14 protein-coding genes are annotated in these 16,893 nt (G+C 36.6%); 1 reads left to right on the top strand and 13 read right to left on the bottom strand.

Features of this window, described 5'->3' with window-relative positions; translation table 11 throughout:
* Positions 1-78: 78 nt before the first annotated feature.
* The 4 genes from BW727_RS03570 to parE all read right to left on the bottom strand — a co-directional run bounded on the left by BW727_RS03570 (position 79) and on the right by parE (position 6,665).
* Entirely contained in the window at positions 79-1,008 is a 930-nt protein-coding gene (locus tag BW727_RS03570; protein ID WP_062470440.1) for a manganese-dependent inorganic pyrophosphatase, read from the bottom strand.
* A 96-nt stretch (positions 1,009-1,104) separates the two neighbouring features.
* Positions 1,105-1,866: a pyruvate formate-lyase-activating protein gene (gene pflA / locus BW727_RS03565; RefSeq protein ID WP_062470443.1), complete on the bottom strand. Its 762-nt coding sequence runs from the start codon at positions 1,864-1,866 to the stop codon at positions 1,105-1,107.
* Positions 1,867-2,160: 294 nt separating this feature from the next.
* Positions 2,161-4,632, bottom strand: coding sequence for a DNA topoisomerase IV subunit A (gene parC / locus BW727_RS03560; RefSeq protein WP_062470447.1), 2,472 nt, complete (start codon positions 4,630-4,632; stop codon positions 2,161-2,163).
* The gene (parE, locus tag BW727_RS03555; protein WP_062470448.1) at positions 4,632-6,665 is read right to left on the bottom strand and encodes a DNA topoisomerase IV subunit B; all 2,034 of its coding nucleotides are present in this window, start codon (positions 6,663-6,665) and stop codon (positions 4,632-4,634) included. The genes parC and parE overlap by 1 nt, the downstream gene beginning before the upstream one ends.
* Positions 6,666-6,868: 203 nt before the next feature.
* On the opposite strand from parE, the gene plsY reads away from it, so the two are divergent.
* Complete coding sequence (gene plsY, locus BW727_RS03550) at positions 6,869-7,477, top strand: glycerol-3-phosphate 1-O-acyltransferase PlsY (RefSeq protein WP_062470451.1); 609 nt, start codon at positions 6,869-6,871, stop codon at positions 7,475-7,477.
* A gap of 44 nt (positions 7,478-7,521) precedes the next feature.
* On the opposite strand, the gene codY is transcribed toward plsY, so the two are convergent.
* The 9 genes from codY to lepB all read right to left on the bottom strand — a co-directional run bounded on the left by codY (position 7,522) and on the right by lepB (position 16,881).
* On the bottom strand, positions 7,522-8,331 hold the full coding sequence (gene codY, locus BW727_RS03545) for a GTP-sensing pleiotropic transcriptional regulator CodY (protein WP_062470455.1): 810 nt from the start codon (positions 8,329-8,331) through the stop codon (positions 7,522-7,524).
* Positions 8,332-8,343: 12 nt separating this feature from the next.
* Entirely contained in the window at positions 8,344-9,750 is a 1,407-nt protein-coding gene (gene hslU / locus BW727_RS03540; protein ID WP_062470458.1) for an ATP-dependent protease ATPase subunit HslU, read from the bottom strand.
* Positions 9,751-9,765: 15 nt separating this feature from the next.
* The gene (gene hslV, locus BW727_RS03535; protein WP_062470461.1) at positions 9,766-10,293 is read right to left on the bottom strand and encodes an HslVU peptidase proteolytic subunit; all 528 of its coding nucleotides are present in this window, start codon (positions 10,291-10,293) and stop codon (positions 9,766-9,768) included.
* A gap of 39 nt (positions 10,294-10,332) precedes the next feature.
* A complete protein-coding gene (xerC, locus tag BW727_RS03530) occupies positions 10,333-11,247 on the bottom strand; it encodes a tyrosine recombinase XerC (protein ID WP_062470464.1) in 915 nt (304 codons plus the stop codon).
* Between the two features lie 129 nt (positions 11,248-11,376).
* Positions 11,377-13,443: a type I DNA topoisomerase gene (gene topA / locus BW727_RS03525; protein WP_062470468.1), complete on the bottom strand. Its 2,067-nt coding sequence runs from the start codon at positions 13,441-13,443 to the stop codon at positions 11,377-11,379.
* Positions 13,444-13,550: 107 nt separating this feature from the next.
* Entirely contained in the window at positions 13,551-14,456 is a 906-nt protein-coding gene (dprA, locus tag BW727_RS03520; RefSeq protein WP_062470471.1) for a DNA-processing protein DprA, read from the bottom strand.
* Positions 14,457-14,511: 55 nt separating this feature from the next.
* Positions 14,512-15,288, bottom strand: a complete 777-nt coding sequence (locus tag BW727_RS03515; RefSeq protein ID WP_062470474.1) for a ribonuclease HII — start codon at positions 15,286-15,288, stop codon at positions 14,512-14,514.
* A gap of 8 nt (positions 15,289-15,296) precedes the next feature.
* Entirely contained in the window at positions 15,297-16,157 is an 861-nt protein-coding gene (gene ylqF / locus BW727_RS03510; protein WP_062470477.1) for a ribosome biogenesis GTPase YlqF, read from the bottom strand.
* 58 nt (positions 16,158-16,215) lie between these two features.
* Complete coding sequence (gene lepB / locus BW727_RS03505; RefSeq protein WP_062470480.1) at positions 16,216-16,881, bottom strand: signal peptidase I; 666 nt, start codon at positions 16,879-16,881, stop codon at positions 16,216-16,218.
* Between the last annotated feature and the right edge of the window lie 12 nt (positions 16,882-16,893).

Raw genomic sequence — 16,893 nt, 5'->3', positions numbered from 1 at the left:
ATTCTTATTCTAACATAGAATGAGCAGAGTCTAAAAAAAATAGCCCCACGAATTCCCTAGGGAGCTCGTGAGGTCTACTTAATTTGTATAGGCTTCAGTTAATTGAGGGATCACTTGTTTTTTACGTGATACAACCCCTTCAAGTAATGCAGTATGGTCTTTTAGAGTCACGTCAAAAGCTGTTTCAACTTTTGCAGCTCCAGAGCCTACAGCTAATATCTTCGAATCATTTTCGATAATATTTGTAATCATCAAAACAAATAAATCATAGCCTTCAGAGGCGTTGGTTACTTCCATTAACTTTTCTAAATCTTTTTGGCGTTCTAGGACTTCATCAATGTCAACAGTATTAACTTGACCTACTCGGACGATTTTGTCTCCCATTGAAAATGACTTTGCGTCCATATTCAAAAGCGCTTCATTCGATTTGTTTTCTAAAGCAGTTCCTGCTTTCAACAACTCTAATCCATAAGCCTCTAAATCAAGCTCAGCAAGCTCAGCAAGGGCCTGAGCAGCTTTGATATCCTCGCCTGTACAAGTTGGTGATTTGAACAGTAAGGTATCAGAAATGATTGCTGATACCATTAGGCCAGCAATTTGACTAGGAATTGCAATTTCTGCTTCTTTAAATAGTTTATAAATGATGGTGTTTGTACATCCTACTGGTTCAGCACGGTAATAAAGAGGATTTGCTGTTTCAAAGTTACTAATCCGGTGGTGATCAACCACATATTTAACTTCAAGATTTGAAATATCTGAAACACTTTGCTGAAATTCGTTGTGATCTACTAAAGCGACCGCACTCACTTCATTGGATGCTGTCGTAATGACGCGTGGGAAATCTGCTTCAAAATGACGCAATGCAAAGTCAGTCTCTTCGTTTACTTCACCTAAAGCAACAGCTTCCGCTTCAACTCCCATTTGATTTAAATAGTGTGCAAATGAAATTGCTGATGTTACAGCATCGGTATCTGGATTTTGATGGCCGAAAACAAGTAATTTTTCCATTTTTGTCCCTCTTTCTTAAACAGTCTCTTTTTTAATGATAATCAAAATAAAAGAAAAGGGCAATAAAAATCGACCTTTTCTTTTCCCAAATTTTGACTATACAGCTAAATAATTTTTATATTCATCGCATCTTAGTAATCGACGCGCATTTTCTACTCTTTCTTGAGTAGGTGAATCAATTCCTTCAAGTTTATAAGGAATCCCTAACGCTTGATATTTATAGATTCCCATTTTATGGTAAGGTAATATTTCAACTTTTTGAACGTTTTTCAATGTAGCTATATAGTCCCCTAAACGTGTTAAAAACTCATCATAGTCCGTCCGCTCAGGTATCAGCACGTGTCTAACCCAAATGGGTTGCCCTATTTCTGAGAGATATTGTGTCATATCTAAAATACTATCATTTACCCACATGGTTAATTCCTTATGTTTTTGACGGTCAATGTGTTTAATATCCATCAAGATTAAGTCCGTTACTTTCATTAATTCTTCAAAACGACCAAAAAATGGTTCATCACGTGTGAATGGTTGGCCACACGTATCTAAAGCCGTGTTAACTCCTAATGCTTTGGCTTTTTGGAATAATTCAATGATAAAGTCAATTTGAAGTAGTGGCTCTCCCCCACTAACAGTGATGCCGCCTTTATCACCCCAAAAATATTCGTATTCCATAGCCATATCCAATAGTTCATCGGTTGTCATTTCTGTTCCGGCACCGATATTCCAAGTATCAGGGTTGTGACAAAATTGACAGCGCATGCGACATCCTTGCATAAAGACCACAAAACGGATTCCTGGACCGTCTACTGAACCAAAACTCTCAGTAGAATGAACAAAACCTTTTAATGGGGTAGTCATAAACATTTCTCCTCTATCAATTTCTATTTAACATTTCATTATATATTTCCTTGTATTTGTGAACCATGTAACAACTTTTACAAAATCATTATAACACGTTTAGAAGTTTGTGCAATACTTTTCATAACTTGGATTACTCAGTGGATTAAGAATAAGAAAATACCTGTACATCAATCATTCGAAAAAATATAAGTTCATAGATACGATGGTTTATTAAAATGAAACATAAAAAACAGACTACCCCTGTTATATAGTACAGGTGTAGTCTGTTTCAAATTAACTCTTATATCCCTTTTACTCATCCATTTCAGAGAAAACATACTCTTTTTTAATAGTATAAACAGCGCCCTCATCACTTTCAATAAGTATAGAGGAGCCGTTCGTATAGCGCGGTGTAAATGGTAAGGACTTGGAAGCAAAGGTTTTATTTTGCCCCCGAGATGTCCGGATGGCGTAGGTCGCATCCACTTCCGGGTTGGCATCCAGATAGATGATACGGTGCGGATTAGTTTTTAATTCTTTAATCAACAGTAAGCCTCGTTGCGCACGACTTGAACGCGTAATTTCTCCAGCACGGAAGCGTTTGGCATTGCCCCGTTGCGTAACAATTAACAAGGGATGCTTGTCATCATCTTTAGAAATTAGTGCTCCTCCGACTACATAATCTTCAGATTTTAAGTTAATAGCCTTAACGCCACTTGTTCGTGCACCAGTAAGATTGACTTCTTCTAATAGGAATCGCAAACTGAATCCATTATGTGTAACGATTAAGACTTCATAATCACTTTCCGTTTTATTAACAAAATCAATGCTGACTACTTCATCTGTTTCAGTCTTCAATCGAATAGCCATGATTTTTTTCTTTCGATAACCACGAAAACTTGGATAATCAGCTAGAAGAGTATGTTTAATCAATCCTTCTTTAGTAATAAATAAAACCGTCTGCTTATCAGATAATTGCACGTCATTTTTTAAAATATGAGCAGCCACAATTTCTTCACCTGGTGCAAAGGGAATCATTTGCGATAAATGGTGACCCATTTCCTTCCATTTTAGCTCAGGTAACTCGTGAATTGGAAGATGAATGTAGTCTCCTTTATTGGTAAAGATTACAATAGCATCCAGAGTAGACGCTTTTTCAATTAATAAGGGTTGATCGCCCTCACGCATACCTACATCAGCAACATCGGTTGCTGCAAATGACCGTAAAGTTGTTCGTTTATAATAACCTTCTTGTGTCAAGACAACATAAACTTGCTCATCCGGAATAAGTACTTCCGTTTCAATAGTAATTTCATCAATTTCTGCTTCAACGGTAGAGCGCCTTGGCGTAGCAAAATTTTTCTTGACCGCAACCAGTTCATTTTTCATAACTTTAAGTAATATTTTTTCATTGTTTAAAATACTATTATAAGAAGCCACTTGCTCGTTAAGATTTAACTTCTCATTCTGTAAGGCTACAATATCGGTATTGGTCAAACGATAAAGTTGTAAGGAGACAATAGCTTCTGCTTGTTTTTCAGAAAAATCAAATGCTTTCATGATATTATGCTTAGCATCTTTTTTATCCTTACTATCCCGAATCATCTGAATGACTTCATCTAGAATTGAAATAACTCGAATAAGTGCATCTACAATATGTAAACGTGTCTCAGCCTTATTTAAATTAAAGCGCGTCCGACGGATAATAACTTCTTTCTGGTGTTCCAAGTAGGCAGTAATTATGCGTGCCAAGCCAACTTGATGAGGACGGCGTTCATCGATAGCCACCATATTAAAATGATAGTTTACTTGTAAATCAGTATTCTTGAAAAAATAGTTTAGAATTCCTTCGGCATTTGCATCTTTTTTTAACTCAACAACAATTTGCAAGCCTTCACGATCGGATTCATCACGAACTTCAGCAATTCCTTCTAACTTCCGGTTAATACGAATCTCATCCATCTTTTTGACAAGTTGTGCTTTATTTACTTCATAAGGAATTTCATTGATAACAATTTGTTGTTTACCACCACGTAAATTCTCTATTTTTGTTTTTGAGCGAATAACAATTTTGCCACGCCCTGTTTTATAAGCACTTTGTAAACCTTCTAGTCCTTGAATAATTCCACCTGTTGGAAAATCAGGACCTTTGATAAATTTCATCAAATCTTTGACAGTTGCATCAGGATGATCTATTAGGTAAGTAGTAGCATCGATGACCTCGCCTAAATTATGCGGAGGGATATCTGTCGCATAACCAGCTGATATTCCTGTTGTGCCGTTTACAAGTAAATTGGGATAACGAGCTGGTAATACGAGTGGTTCTTCGTCTGTATCATCGAAGTTTAAAATAAAGTCTACTGTGTCACTGTCAATATCACCTAATAGTTCCATTGAAATTTTTGCTAAACGTGCTTCTGTATAACGCATTGCTGCGGCAGAATCACCATCCATACTTCCGTTATTCCCATGCATTTCTACTAAAGTTTCGCGCATTTTCCAGTCTTGACTGAGACGAATCATCGCTTCATAAACACTGGAATCCCCATGTGGATGATAGTTACCAATAACGTTCCCAACCGTCTTTGCTGATTTACGGAATTGTTTACCAGGAATATTACCACTCTCATACATTGCATACAAAATACGACGCTGTACCGGTTTCAAACCATCACGGATATCGGGAAGTGCACGATCTTGGATGATATATTTAGAGTAGCGGCCAAACCGATCCCCCATAATATCTTCCATCATCATTTCCTTAATTTCCTGCGATTCTACCATTATGCGTCACCTCTTTCACTTTCTGCTAATTCCATTGCTTCAGTTTCTTCATCTAAATGTTTTTTCATTTGGGTATCTGCATTTACATCGGTTTCTTCTAAAATACTCTTATCATCTTCTAAAGAAAACTCAACATTTTTCTCAATCCATTTTCGTCTAGGCTCTACTTTATTTCCCATTAAAGTAGTAACACGACGTTCTAATAGCGCTTTATCATCTACCACTACACGAATTAAAGTTCGCGTTGTTGGGTCCATGGTAGTTTCCCATAATTGATCGGCATTCATTTCCCCTAAACCTTTATAACGCTGTATAATGTAACCTTTACCAATTTTATCAATGGCCACTTCCAATTCTTTTTCAGTCCATGCATACTCAATGACTTCTTTTTTCCCAACACCTTTGGAAACTTTGTAAAGAGGTGGTTGCGCTAAATATATTTTTCCGGCTTCAAGCAAAGGTTTCATATAGCGGTAGAAAAACGTTAATAAGAGTGTTTGGATGTGCGCACCATCTGTATCCGCGTCAGTCATAATAATAATTTTGTCATAGTTACTATCATTGACATCAAAATCAGCACCTACCCCAGCACCCACTGTGTGAATAATAGTGCTAATTTCCTCATTTTTTAAGATATCCTGCATGTTAGCTCGCTCTGTATTAATAACTTTTCCACGCAATGGTAGGATAGCTTGAAACTTGCGATCTCGTCCTTGTTTGGCTGACCCGCCAGCAGAGTCTCCTTCTACCAAATACAACTCATTTTTTTTAGCATTTTTACTTTGGGCAGGTGTCAGCTTACCAGATAGTAGTAACTCACCTTTACGCTTTTTACCGTTACGAGACAGTTCTCTAGCTTTACGGGCTGCATTACGTGCTTCTCGAGCCTTCAAAGACTTACGAATAAGCATTTGACCTACTTCCCCGTTTTCAATTAAATAAATCCCTAAACGTTCGTTGATCAAGTTATCTACAATGGAGCGCGCTTGTGTGGTGCCGAGTTTTTCTTTAGTTTGACCTTCAAACTGCAGAATAGATTCTGGGATACGTAAAGATAAAACAGCAGTCAATCCTTCGCGTACATCGCTACCTTCCAAGTTTTTTTCCTTCTCTTTTAGAAGACCTACCTTTCTAGCATACTCATTAAAGGCCTTAGTCATACCGGTTTTAGCACCTACTTCGTGCGTTCCCCCATCTTTTGTTCGGACATTATTAACAAAAGAAAGAATGGTTTCAGAGTAGCCATCATTATATTGAAAGGAAAAATCTACTTCGATATCTTCAATAGAGGCTGTAAAAGCAGCAATAGGACTTAATGTATCTTTTTCTTCATTTAAGTAAGCAACAAACTCTTTAATACCTTCGTGATATTGAAAGGTTTCACTTTTATTGGTTCGCTCATCTGTTAAAGAAATACGAAGCCCTTTTAATAAAAAAGCAGATTCACGGATGCGCTCTACTAAAAGATCATAATTTAATTGTGATTTCCCGAATATTTGGGGGTCTGGTAAAAAGTGTACCGATGAACCATCTGGTTGATTAACCTTAGTGGTTTTTTTCATTTTTCCTTTTGGTTTACCACCATTTTCAAAGGATAATTGGTACCGGACTTTGTCACGGACTACGCTCACTTCTAGAAATTCTGAGAGTGCATTTACCACACTAGCCCCTACCCCATGGAGACCACCAGACGTTTTATAGCCACCTTCTTGTCCAAATTTTCCACCTGCATGTAAGACTGTAAAAATAACTTGAATCGTTGGGACACCACTCTGGTGCATACCGGTTGGCATTCCGCGACCATTATCGGAAACGGTCACGCTTTGATCTTTATGAATGGTTATTTTAATTTCATCAGCGAATCCAGAAAGTGCCTCGTCAACCGCATTGTCTACTATCTCATAGACCATGTGATGAAGCCCTCTACTGTCAGTTGAGCCAATGTACATACCTGGTCTTTTTCTAACGGCGTCTAATCCTTCCAGGACTTGGATAGATGCATCATTGTATTGATTTCCTTTTATTTCTTTCATCGTAAAACCCCTTTATCGTACGGAATTCGAACATCCATTCTCTCATAATACTCGAAATTATTTTTTTTGCAAAATAAATTTAATATTTAACATTTTTCAGAAGGTCCGGATGATACTCTTTATCTAAATAATCAATAGGAAATGCTTGTGTTTAATGGTAAACTATTTTAAGAAGTTTTATTTGATTTATAGGAGTGATTGTATTGATTTCAGCTATCGTCGTGATATTAGCATACTTATTAGGTTCCATCCCATCAGGTGTATGGATTGGAAAACTATTTTATAAAATAGATATACGTGAGCATGGTAGTGGTAATATGGGGACGACCAACACTTTTCGAGTTCTTGGTACCAAAGCCGGTGTCATCGTTTTGATTATGGATATTTTAAAAGGGTCTTTGGCAACACTCTTACCCGCTTTATTAGGAGCTGAAATCCATCCCTTACTAGCAGGCGTTTTTGCTGCAATCGGCCATACCATTCCTATTTTTGCGGGTTTTAGAGGAGGAAAAGCTGTAGCAACAAGTGCTGGAATGTTATTAGCTTATAACCCTCTATTTTTTATTCTTTCCATATCGTGTTTCCTTATTTATCTCTATTTTTCAAGTATGGTTAGCTTTTCAAGCATTACAGCTTGTATAAGTGCTATGATTCTTTCTTTGTTTTTTGGAGATTTATGGCTTATTCTTGTAACTTTTGCTTTATCAAGTTACATTATCTTTCGTCATCGATCCAATATACAACGTATTAGAAATGGTACTGAAAGCATGATCCCATTTGGACGTAATTATAAACGCCACAATCAAAAGTAAAAGACTATAAGACTTAAAAAAAGATGCCAGTTGGCATCTTTTTTTTAAGCATTCAATTCCAGTTTAGTTTTAACTTTTTTTAATAGTAGTTCGGAATGAACCTTTATGTAGGTTCCCTTCATACCAAGCGATTTTGATTCTATAATACTTGCAGATTCTAGTTTCCTTAACGCATTCACAATAACTGATCGTGTAATTCCTTGGCTAGCAGAAATCTTTGAGGCAATAATTCGAGTTTCTAAACCTTCAATATGCTTAAATATTTCAGTTATCGCTTCCGTTTCGCTATAAGAGAGTGATTGCAAGGCTATCGTAACGGCCGCTTCGGCACGACTATCAATTTCTGTTGCAACATTTTTTAAATGTAAGACCTCCATGCCAATTACAGTAGCACTGTGCTCTGCTAAGATGAGATCTCCACTACCAAAAGAACGATCTAACCGTGCAAAGATAAGACTAGCATAACGTTTTCCAGCCGCAAATATGGGGACAACGGTTGTTAACCCAGAAATAAAAATATCTCGTGTTTCAATTGGGAATACAGTTAGATCCGATTCAACGCCGATATTAGCTTTTGTATCTGTAATCGCATTGATACCTTCTGTATAATTAAGTGGAAATTTCTTCTCATAAAGCATTTGTTTAACGCGGATATTATTGATTGCTATCACTTCGCTAAATCCTAATAGCGTTCCTTCATCATCAATCAAATAAGCATTTGCTTCTAATATTTCTGCTAATTTTTCAATCATATCTAAAAAAGGAAGGTCTATCAGATTATTCTCGTTAACAAAGCCGCCTTTTTTTTGTAACATCGTATTGATACTTCTTAGTCTTTCTAACAACTCATCCATATTTTACTAACCTCATAATATGTAGCGGCGTAAGTCTTGATCAGATACAATATGAGCGAGTTTTTCATCCACATAGTTTTCGGTAATTGTAATCTGTTGTCCAGGCATATCTGGTGATTCAAATAATAAGTCTTCTAATAACTTTTCAAGAATAGTATGGAGTCTACGTGCACCAATATTATCGGTTTCGTCGTTTACCTGAGCAGCTATGGCTGCAATCCGTGCGATTGCTTCTTTTGTAAAGGTAACGCCAACACCTTCTGTTTCTAATAACGCACGATATTGTGTCAACAAGGCATTATCTGGTTCTGTTAAAATACGTACAAAGTCTTCTTCGGTTAAATCGTCCAACTCAACACGTATTGGAAAACGGCCTTGCAGCTCAGGAATTAAATCACTTGGTTTTGAGACATGGAAAGCTCCTGATGAGATGAAGAGAATATGGTCAGTTTGAATATTTCCATATTTTGTCGAAACTTGTGACCCTTCAACAATAGGTAAAATATCCCGTTGTACACCTTCACGTGAAACTTGACCACCTTGATCAGATTTCGAAGTGATTTTATCGATCTCATCGATAAAGATGATGCCGCCCTCTTCAGCTAGTTTTAAAGCAGCAGTTGCTAAGTCATTTTTATCTACTAATTTATCTGTTTCTTCTTCTGTTAATATTTTTATGGCATCTTTCACTTTCAGAGTGCGCTTTGTTTTTCTTTTTGGCGTCATGGATTCAAGTGCTGATTGTAACATAACCATTTGTTCGTTCCCGCCCGCAGCTCCAAGTGGGTTAGTCGCTTTATCTTCAATTTTTAAAGTCACTTCGCGGTTATCTAAAATCCCCTTACGTAGCTGTTCTACAATTTCACGCCGTTGCGAAGCTACTTCAGTTGATACTTCTTCTACTTCTTCCTCTTCAGGTCCTAAATCAGCAGGTAGGCCCATTTGTTGGAACATACTCTGAATACTATTAGGACTAGCACTTTTTTTCTTCTTCACACCTGGTTTAAGTGCTTTTGCAATTCTTTCTAGAGCTTGCGTGTATGCTTTACTATAAACGTCACTACGTTTTTCTTTTTCAACAAGAGAAATGGCATTTTCAACGAGATCTCTCACCATTGACTCAACGTCTCGACCGACATAGCCAACTTCTGTAAATTTAGTTGCTTCTACTTTAACAAAAGGTGCGTGTACGAGATTTGCAAGTCGACGTGCAATTTCTGTTTTACCAACACCAGTGGGGCCAATCATTAAAATGTTTTTTGGCGTTACTTCTTTTTGCATCTCTTCGGTTAATTGCATCCGACGAAAACGATTGCGTAAGGCAACAGCAACCGACTTCTTCGCATCGTTTTGTCCAATAATATACTTATCAAGCTCTGCTACCACCTGACGTGGTGTTTGGTTAATGTTTTCACTCATCATTTAACTCTCCTTCTATTGGAACTCTTCTACTATAATATTATCATTTGTATAGACACATATTTCTGATGCGATTTTTAAACTTTGGTAGGCCATTTCCTTTGCAGATAGATTGGTACCATTTCGTTTCAAAGCGCGTGCAGCAGATAGAGCAAAATTACCACCTGATCCAATGGTTAAAATCCCATCATCTGGTTCAATGACTTCTCCAGTTCCGGATACAAGAAACATTTGATTTTTGTCCATAACGATTAAGAGTGCTTCGAGTTTTTGCAAAGCACGATCGCCACGCCATTCTCTAGCCACCTCGATGGAAGCACGCATTAGATTACCTTTATATTGCTTGAGCTTTTCTTCGAACTTATCACTTAAAGTAAAAGCATCTGCAACACCACCAGCAAATCCTACAATGATTTCATCATTATAAATACGACGAATTTTTTTAGCTGAACCCTTCATAATAACAGATTCGCCCATTGTCACTTGGCCATCGCCCGCCATTGCTGATTTTCCATTATGTTGAATTGCACAAATTGTTGTCATTATTCAAATCTCCTTTATAGTCACTCTATTTATTATACCTTATTTCTTCCTTTTAGCACGTGGATGATAGGCATTGTAATTACGCTGTAAAGCATCTTTCGTAACATGCGTATAAATTTGTGTCGATGATAAACTTGCATGCCCGAGTAATTCTTGAACGGTACGCAAATCTGCTCCTTCGTTTAACATATCCGTTGCAAAGGTATGACGCAACATATGTGGATGTAAGTTTCCTGTCAAACCTGACTCTTTCATGATTTTTTTAAGAATATACTCAATACCACCTACAGTAATGGGTTCGCCTAACCGGTTTATAAATAAATAGTCATGGCTCTGCTTAAATTTATTCATTAATAGAGATCGACTTTTTTCTAAGTATATTTCTATTGCATTCAAAGCAAATTGTCCAAAGGGAACGTAGCGTTCTTTATTCCCTTTACCTGTAATAAGGATTACACCTAAATCAAAATCAATATGAGAGAGTAAAATGTTTTTACATTCACTCGCTCGAATTCCCGTAGCATATAGCAATTCTAATAATGCTACATTACGGTAATCAAGAGGTCCTGTGCCACTGGCAGCTTCAAATATTTTTATCAGTTCGGCTTGATAGACATGTTTAGGTAAACGTAATGACCGATTTTTAAAACTAATACTTGAGACTGGATTCTCATTCATATGACCTTCTCGCATCAAAAATGTATAAAAACTTCTTAAACTAGATAAGATACGCGAAATCGTATTACGACTCATTTCTTCTTCGTCAAGAAAACCGAGAAAAAGCCGTATATCCGCTAATTGAACACCAGTAAAACTAGATTGTCCGGTAGAAGCCAAATAAGTTTCAAACTTTTTTAAATCTTGAAGGTAAGCTTTTACAGTTTCTTCTGAATAGCGTCTTTCGATTGCTAGATGGTGTATAAAAGTCTCCAACTGATTATTATTAGTAGACACTTTACTCCTCCGTCCCTGAAATTAAATTATCATAGGAAACAGAATAATTCAATTCACTTTTATAAATAATCGCTTACATATTTCATGATACCAAAAAAAGAAGCAGGATGCTTCTCTTCGATTTTATATTTATTTTTGAACTTCTTCTTCGTAATCGCAATTACTACATTTTACTTGCAGTCCGCCACGTACCTTTTTCTGAACTAAATAGTGATTACATTTCGGGCAGTTACGGGCAACTGGTTTGTCCCATGATACAAATTCACACTCTGGGTAGCGATCACAACCGTAAAAAATTCGGTTTTTCTTCGATTTTCGCTCAATGACTTCACCTTTTTTACATGTTGGACACGTTACTCCAATTTTTTTAACAATTGCTTTTGTATTGCGGCATTCTGGGAAATTACTACATGCATAAAATTTACCATATTTACCTATTTTAATAACCATTGGACTTCCACAGACTTCACAATCAAACCCAGCTGGTTCATCTTTTATTTCGATTTTTTCCATTTCAGACTCTGCTTTAACAACATGCTCTTCAAATGGTTTATAAAATTCATCAATCACTTCTACCCATTCTAACTTACCTAACTCAATTTCATCCAGCTTTTTTTCCATATTAGCAGTAAAAGAAATATCAACAATATTAGGGAAATAAGCATCCACTAATTGGTGTATAATCGTTCCTAATTCTGTGGGTTCAAAGCGTTTTGCGTTTAACTTAACATAATAACGTTTTTGAATCGTCTCAATTGTCGGGGAATAAGTTGAAGGACGACCAACACCATTCTCTTCTAACGATTTAATTAAAGTTGCCTCAGAATAACGGGCAGGTGGTTGCGTGAAATGTTGGTTTGGAATGATGTCTTTAGAAAAGACCGTATCACCAACTTCTAAATCTGGTAATATGTTGTCCTTTGTTTTCGTATCTTCATAAACTTTTCGATAACCGGCAAATTTTTCTTTTGATCCATTAGCACGAAACACTAAATCTTGATTAACAATACTAACACGCATAGTATCAAAAATGGCGGGCATCATTTGGCTTGCTACAAAACGAGACCAGATAAGTTGATAAAGTTTAAATTGATCTTTAGTTAAATAACTTTCAATATCAGTTGGTTTTCGCAAGACACTTGATGGGCGAATCGCCTCGTGGGCATCTTGTGATCCACCTGCTTGTTTAACTGTCTTCGATTTTTTAGCAACAAACTCTTTACCGTATTCATCAATAACAAATTGGTGCGTTTCGGCTACTGCACTTTCCGCAATACGTGTGGAGTCCGTACGCATATAAGTAATTAATCCGACTGTACCAGCTTTACCTAGTGGAATACCTTCGTATAATTGTTGTGCAACCATCATGGTTTTACGAGTTCTAAAATTTAATTTGTTCGCTGCATCTTGTTGTAAACTTGAAGTTGTAAAAGGTGCAGATGGGTTTCTTTTTTGTTCTTTCTTTTCAACATTTGAAACCATAAACTCATTGCCTTTTAATTTAGCTAATACTTCTTGAGCTTCAGATTCATTATTTAGTTTCAATCTTTTTTTCTCATTTAGGCCATAGAAAGCAGCGTTAAAAACATGTTTATCCTTTTGAAAAGTACCATCTAAGGTCCACGATTCTACTGGCTCAAAATGTTTAATTTCTTCTTCACGGTCAATAATCAGCTTCAAAGCCACCGATTGAACTCGCCCAGCACTTAATCCCTTTTTCACTTTCTTCCATAGTATAGGGGAAATAGAGTAACCTACGATTCGATCAAGGATCCGTCGTGCCTGTTGGGCCGACACTAAATCCATATTAACAGGTCGTGGATTTTTAACTGCTTGCTTGACGGCATCTTTAGTTACTTCATTGTAAACGACACGAATATTATCGTTTGGTTCTAATCCTAATAGGTGTGCTAAGTGCCAAGCAATTGCTTCTCCTTCTCTATCCGGGTCAGAAGCTAAAAAGACTTTTTCAGCTTTTTTTGCATATTTTTTAAGCTCTTTTATGATTGGACCTTTACCTCTGATAGAAATATAATCAGGTGCATAGTCGTTTTCAAAGTCGATTGCCATTCTACTTTTTGGTAAGTCACGCAGATGTCCTTTACTTGCTACTACTTTGTAATTACGTCCGAGATATTTTTCAATTGTTTTTGCTTTGGTAGGTGATTCAACAATCACCAAATATTTATACGCCAAAGGAAAACTCCTTCCATTTAGATCTTGTCTTTTTGATGAATCTAAAATCGTTAATCATCTTATGCCACCAAATAGACCTTTGTCAAATAATTATTCTTTTTAAAATTTTACGAGTCAGACATTTTCCATAAATAAGCCATTTCTGAAAAAATATCAGAGGCATTTGTGACGAGTTTTGCTCCTGCTTGAATTAATTGATTTGTACCTGCATAACTTGATTCTAACACACTACCTGGTATTGCAAAAACTTCGCGGTTTTCTTGCAAAGCAACGTTCGCAGTAATTAAACTCCCCGAACGCTCCTTCGCTTCAACTACTAAAGTTCCTTGGCTCAGACCTGCGATAATGCGATTTCTCAAAGGAAAATGATAGCGTTGTGGACCGGTATTGATGGGATATTCACTTAAAACAAGCTGTTCTCTCGTAAGTTTTTCCTGTAGGATTTTATTCTCTAAAGGATAAAAATAGTTTAATCCTGTCCCAATAACGGAAACAGTCTTACCCCCAGCTTTGAGTGTTTGAATATGAGCTTCTTGATCAATCCCTTTTGCTAGACCGCTAATCGTTGTAACGCCTTTGCATACTAATTCAGGTATCATTTTTCTTAATACAAGTCTTCCATATTCAGAAGCAGTTCTACTTCCTACGACTCCCAATTTCCGGCCTTTTGTTAAATCCCAATCGCCTTGGTAGTAGATAACAACAGGTGGTTGATAAATCTCTTTCAATTCAAAAGGATAATCTGAATCAAGGATGGTACAAATTTTTATACCAGCATTTAATGTTTGCTCTCTGGAAGTTGTAATCGCTTCTTTTTTTAGCCGTTCTCTAATTTGATCCATTTTTTTAAGAGCAGCCTTTTGAGAAGACATCAGTTTTCTTCTTAAAAGAATATCTTCTAAAGATAAGTCAGGTTCTGCTACTAGAGTATCTAATATCGCTAACATCTGATCAATACTAAAAACATTCATTAACGAACAATCAATTAATTTTTCTCTCACTTCATTTTGCACAAAAAAACCCCCTTTTCTCTACCTATATATAGAGAAAAAAGAGTTAAAACCTTTTTTATTGATTTCTAACCATTGTTTTGATAGGTTCGAAACTTTTTCGATGGATGGAAGTTAAGCCATACTTGTGTAATCCATCTAAATGAGCTTTTGTCCCATACCCAGCATTTTTTTCAAATCCATAGTGGGGATACTCTTTCGCATAATCCGTCATCATTTGATCACGGTAGACTTTTGCAACAATACTAGCTGCGGCTATGGAATAAGAATTCAAATCTCCTTTTATTAGAGATACTTGTTTTTGGGCTAAAGGCAGTTTCATAGCATCAATTAATAAAGCATCCGGTTGTAGGTTTAAATTGTTAACAGCTTGCATCATAGCTAATTTAGTGGCTTGATAAATGTTTACACTATCAATAACCTTATTATCAATAATACCGATTCCCACTTGTGCTTTTTCCATTATAATGGCATACAATTCTTCCCGAACGGCTCTTGAAAGTTTTTTTGAATCATTGATAGGCAAAGCTGGCATGTCCTGTGGAAGGATAACAGCAGCTGCAACTACTGGACCAGCTAACGGTCCTCGTCCAACCTCGTCAATTCCTGCTATAGTAGTAAAACCTTGCTTAGATAATACATTTTCGTGGTATAACATCGTTTCTTGATGTTGAAGTAACTGTATTTTTTTTTGATAATTATTTTGCCAACGCTTTATTTCTAATTGGATACCTTTTCGAGTATCCTGTAATAATTCGGCAAATACTGCCTCTTCTGGATCCGTAATTTGTGATAATCGTTCTCTTATTTCAGCAATTGTCTGTTTTTTTTCCATACTAACCTCTATTGTGAATTTGTATTTTCAGGTACCTCATCCAATGTAAAGGTACCAAGTTTTCCATCACGGATATCAAATATTAATTTTTCACTTGCCCGATCATATTCATCGCCAAAATTTAACTGTTCAGTTAAGGCCATTAGCATATCTGGATATGATTCTTTGCCAAGTGATTCATCTAAGCGGTAGACCTGTTTAAGACGGCCAGGATATCTATTCGTCCATAGCTCTAAAGCATAAAGCGCAATGTCATCTTTATGAAACAGTGTGTCTTTAATGGCACCTGTTAAAGCCAGCTTCATGCCGATCGCTTGATCCTCAAACTTATGCCAGAGAATTCCCGGTGTATCAAGTAATTCAAAATCATTCTCGATTTTTAACCATTGTTGATGCTGGGTAACGCCAGGTTTGTTAGCAGTTTTCGCACGATTTCGTTTGATAATTTGGTTAATAAAAGTTGATTTACCCACATTTGGGATTCCCAAGACCATTAATCGAATCGCACGTGGCTTTATTCCCCTTGCTTCCCGCGCAGCCATTTTTTCAATCATCATCTCTTTAATAATGTTTTTAGTTCTTTTAATATCCGATTGATTAAAAGCATTAACCGCAATAGCTTTTTGATTATGCTCTGGGTGATTAAAATATTCTAACCAATCATTAGTCATGTTGCTATCAGCTAAATCTGCTTTATTCAAAATAATCAAACGTGGTTTTCCACCAACAATTTCATCCATCAAAGGATTCCGGCTTGAAATGGGTATTCGTGCATCTACTAATTCAAGAACGATATCAACCATGTTTCTGTTTTCAATTGCTTGTCTTTTAGCTTTCGCCATATGTCCTGGGAACCATTGAATAACCATACGCTCACTCCTCCATTACCTTAGAAATGGCTGGAGCTAAGCTCCAGCCATTTTTTTATTATTCATTTTTTTCTAGAAAACCAATACGATTTAACGGCCAAATTCTCAAACTAGCTGTACCTTCAACCGTTTCTTGATTCAAAAAACCAAACACCCGACTATCTTTAGAATTTTGTCGGTTATCGCCTAACACAAAGTAAGTGTCTGGTGGAACAACAGCCGAATCACCGATAGATATATCTAATAACGAAAAGTCATTTGTTATTTGAGTAAAGTTTACTTGCTCCGGATTCTCTTCTAATTTTTTTTGCAGTTCTTCTTTCGAAGGCTCCAAATAATGTTCATTTATTAAGTTTCCATTTATATATAAATTATCTTCTATATACTTAATTTCGTCCCCTGGCAAACCTATAATCCGTTTGACGTACTCTTCACCACTGTTGGGATCGTCTGGTGCAGGAAAAACGACCACATCAAACCGGTCCACACTCCCTAGACGATTTAAGATTAAGCGATCACCACTTAAGAGCGTTGGTTCCATTGATTGTCCAACCACTTCAAAAGGAAAGAAAAGGAACGTACGGATAAAAACAAATAAAATAAAAGCCACCAGTACAGACAATAATATATTAACAGTTTCTTTAATGAAGTTGTTCATTCTTGATTGCTTTGGATTTTTATAATCGTACTGATTAGACTCACGTTCATTTTCTAAATGATCCATACGGCCACACTC

Source organism: Jeotgalibaca dankookensis (assembly GCF_002005405.1).
Lineage (GTDB): Bacteria > Bacillota > Bacilli > Lactobacillales > Aerococcaceae > Jeotgalibaca > Jeotgalibaca dankookensis.
Note: the sequence above shows the minus strand (reverse complement) of the source record. Positions and strands in the feature narration are given on the sequence as shown.